Here is a 3,069-nt window from a genome sequence, read left to right on the forward strand (position 1 = left end):
AAGACACGAGCCCATCAAACATGGTTGGAGATTAGGGAACGGGCGCTTTTTGCCCGGTTTTTCTTAATTGACGGGTGAGTGAGCAGTAGAAAAGTACCATTAACCATTGTTCGAATCAGATGAGCGTTTCTAGCGTATAGAGAATCGCTTGATGGGAAAATTAATCGCAGACGACCTTTGATTCATTCAAAATATTGGCATTGAAAATGAGTATGAATGGATTAGGAAAGGATTTTCACGATGAATAAGCGAAAAATGAATAGCACATTCCATAATCTATTCTATTTAATCGTTTTCATGCTGATGATCATGATTGCATTTCCTATTAGTATTTATTTTATGTTTATTGGAACCGTCTTGTTTGTGTTTTATAAGTACATCAAGCTGTTTCGTAGATACAACAAAGAACTTACCCAATTAAAAGACCATTTCTTTATTTTTTCATTGATAAAGAATTGGCCGTTAAGATATAAAATGCTCCTAGGCATTTCGCTGTATTTGATCGTCTCCTTTTTTGTTGCTGCCTTATCAAATCCAATGACGACACAAATCACTGGGATCTTGCTGTTTGCAATCATTCTCGGTCTTCTCTTTTTTACTGGCCGTTGGATTTATGGTGCATGCAAACAATTCATGTCAAAGCCTGTACAGTTTATTGCACCTATAGAGGATGTAGACAAAATGAAAGGTGCAGAGTTTGAAGAATACTTAGCTCCTATCTATAGGAGTCAAGGCTATTTTGTCAAAGTAACTAAGTGTACAGGTGACTTTGGAGCGGATTTAGTATTAATAAAAGGGAACGAAAAAACGGTTGTTCAGGCAAAACGTTATGGTGGAAATGTTGGTGTGCACGCAATATATGAAGTTGTTGGTGCCAGTGGTTATTATCAAGCAAGCCGAAAAATAGTCATTACAAACCGCCATTTTACGAATAATGCTAAGATATCTGCAAAAAAAATGGGGTGATACTTCAGGACAGAGATCAATTAATTCGCATGATTAACCAATATAATAATGAGCAATTGAAGAGATCAAAACATAAAACGCCAATCGAAACATGACTTCATAGGAATGCATCGCCTTATTTTAGCTTAATCCATATGCCAATAATTTCAAAATTAATTTGCGTCCTTCACAAGTGCTTGCAGTGTGTCAAAAACCACAATTTTTCACTACGAGTGAGTTAAATTTGCTTACGGTGCTCAGCCATGCAGTAAGTACCCGTTTAGGACGGTAAGCCCCGTATAGAGTGCTGTGAAGATAAGAACGTTTTGCGGAAAATGCTTCTTATCGAGACGAAGTAGTTCTTGAAAGACTAAAAGAATGACAATAATAAGTGAAACATACATGAAGAAGAAGGCTCGGACTCCGGATCCCCAGGCACTTGGTGTGAATCCAATGACGATGCGCGACATTAAACCTGCGAAAAGAACGAGTGCAGCAAAGAGAAACGTCCGCAGATCACTAAAGAGGTAAAGCAATGAAAGCAGGATGCACAGACATACAAGTCCTAAGATGGCCAGAGGTAGGTAGCTCTTTAACGCCCAGACATTTTCCAGCTGCACGTAGCCGTATGGGATCACGCGAACATCATAGAGGACATGAGCGAGTTGTGGAAACAGTGTTTTCGTTACTGGACGCAATGCACCGAAGGCAAGCGTACAGAATAACGGGAGGATGCTTATCATGCGTAAGAATGGATCACGATTTTTTGCGTACACTGCTGCGGTGATTAGGATGCACAAAATAAGAAAGATTGGGTCGAAAGTAAAGATGAAATGATTCAAGGTCGATGAAAAGGCGCCAATCTCAAGTTTATTCGCTACGGACAGCATAAAGAAATGATGGTTGGATCGGACGACCTGTACCATTAATCGTGCATGATTTCCAGGTGAGCTGGCAATGAAAATAAAGCTGGCCATGGTGATCAGAAATTGGATGACTGGAAATAGGTAAAACCGATGCTGAAAAGCGAAGAAGACAATAAATGCGCCAAAGACAATCAGCAAGGCAACGCATAGCTGCTCTTGGTTTGCTGCGTAAATCAGTGCCGGAATGCAGATGATGTACGCATAGTAGGGCAGTCTCTGTCCATTCAGCAGTTTTTTCAATGGAAGCAATGCGATCAGTCCCATGGTCATTGGCCAAAGATAATTGCAGGTGGTGGCTGCCCAACCTGCACTGTTAAATGCGCGTACAGGAATAAGCAGAAAAAGCAGGATGATCAACCAGTTGCACGCAGCGAAGCGGCTTTTTACAAAGAGTTTTGAGAGCGCGAGTACAAATACTGCGATCATGAGCACATCAATCCATTTCCAGAGCCAATCACCGGCATGAAGCACAGGTACCATTACCGCTTCAAGCAGGACCCTGGATGTCCAAGTGAAATAGCGCGCATGCAACCACTGAAAGAGGTCATTATTCTTTAGAATGACTTTAAATCGAGCATCATCGCTGTAGTTCAGTGTCATTGGAAAGTGGATCACAAGAGAGAACAGAATGAAGTACAGGAACGGCATGTAATGGGAATCATTCAGCTGCCGACTTACTTTTCTCATTACTTTTCGCTCCCTGCATTTGGCAATCGAAGGTTTGTTTTCACGACAATCGTCCGCCTGTCGTTGGTCGTGTACGAAAGATACAGCTTATAGTGTGACGGCGGAGCTTTAAGCTGACTCATCTTTACACGTGCAAAAAAACCGCCGGATGAATAGTCATGGGATGACGGGTACTGTTTGTTTAAATCCGCTCTGATCACCATCTTTGTAGGGATTTGATAAAATTGTTCTGATTCTGAATCTTTTAAAAGCACATGTGTTCCGTAAACTTTTATGGATTCTCCCGGGTAAAAGGCCCATCCGGTTATGTCGATACTTGATCCCATCTTTATCTGGTCAATTTTCCAGTTCAGTTTTGCGCGCGTCTGAGCCTCTGCTATTGTGACTCGCTTCATGTTGCCAATACTTGTTGCTAAGCTGGCAGAAAAGAGCACAAATAGAATCAATCCGCCACAGAGACTAAGGTATGTAATCTGTTTCAATGTTTTTGTTTCCATTATTATGGGCATCC

General features: G+C 41.3%; 3 protein-coding genes. 1 reads left to right on the plus strand and 2 read right to left on the minus strand.

Going from position 1 to position 3,069, the window contains the following annotated elements:
* Positions 1–240: 240 nt before the first annotated feature.
* Positions 241–966 (plus strand): restriction endonuclease, encoded by a 726-nt coding sequence (locus SIN01_RS14360; protein ID WP_141306160.1) that lies wholly within the window; start codon positions 241–243, stop codon positions 964–966.
* Positions 967–1,202: 236 nt separating this feature from the next.
* On the opposite strand, the gene SIN01_RS14365 is transcribed toward SIN01_RS14360, so the two are convergent.
* Complete coding sequence (locus tag SIN01_RS14365; RefSeq protein ID WP_093673992.1) at positions 1,203–2,558, minus strand: DUF6056 family protein; 1,356 nt, start codon at positions 2,556–2,558, stop codon at positions 1,203–1,205.
* The coding region (locus tag SIN01_RS14370) for a hypothetical protein (protein WP_218027792.1) at positions 2,558–3,069 on the minus strand (512 nt) is incomplete at its 5' end. The genes SIN01_RS14370 and SIN01_RS14365, both read right to left, overlap by 1 nt.

Origin of the sequence: Sporolactobacillus inulinus, assembly GCF_006539285.1 — a bacterium.
In the GTDB taxonomy this organism is placed as follows: domain Bacteria; phylum Bacillota; class Bacilli; order Bacillales; family Sporolactobacillaceae; genus Sporolactobacillus; species Sporolactobacillus inulinus.

What these genes read in the sequence shown, in the direction of transcription:
- SIN01_RS14360 (WP_141306160.1), top strand. Translation starts at nt 241, where the DNA reads ATGAATAAGCGAAAAATGAATAGCACATTCCATAATCTATTCTATTTA.
- SIN01_RS14365 (WP_093673992.1), bottom strand. Translation starts at nt 2,558, where the DNA reads ATGAGAAAAGTAAGTCGGCAGCTGAATGATTCCCATTACATGCCGTTC.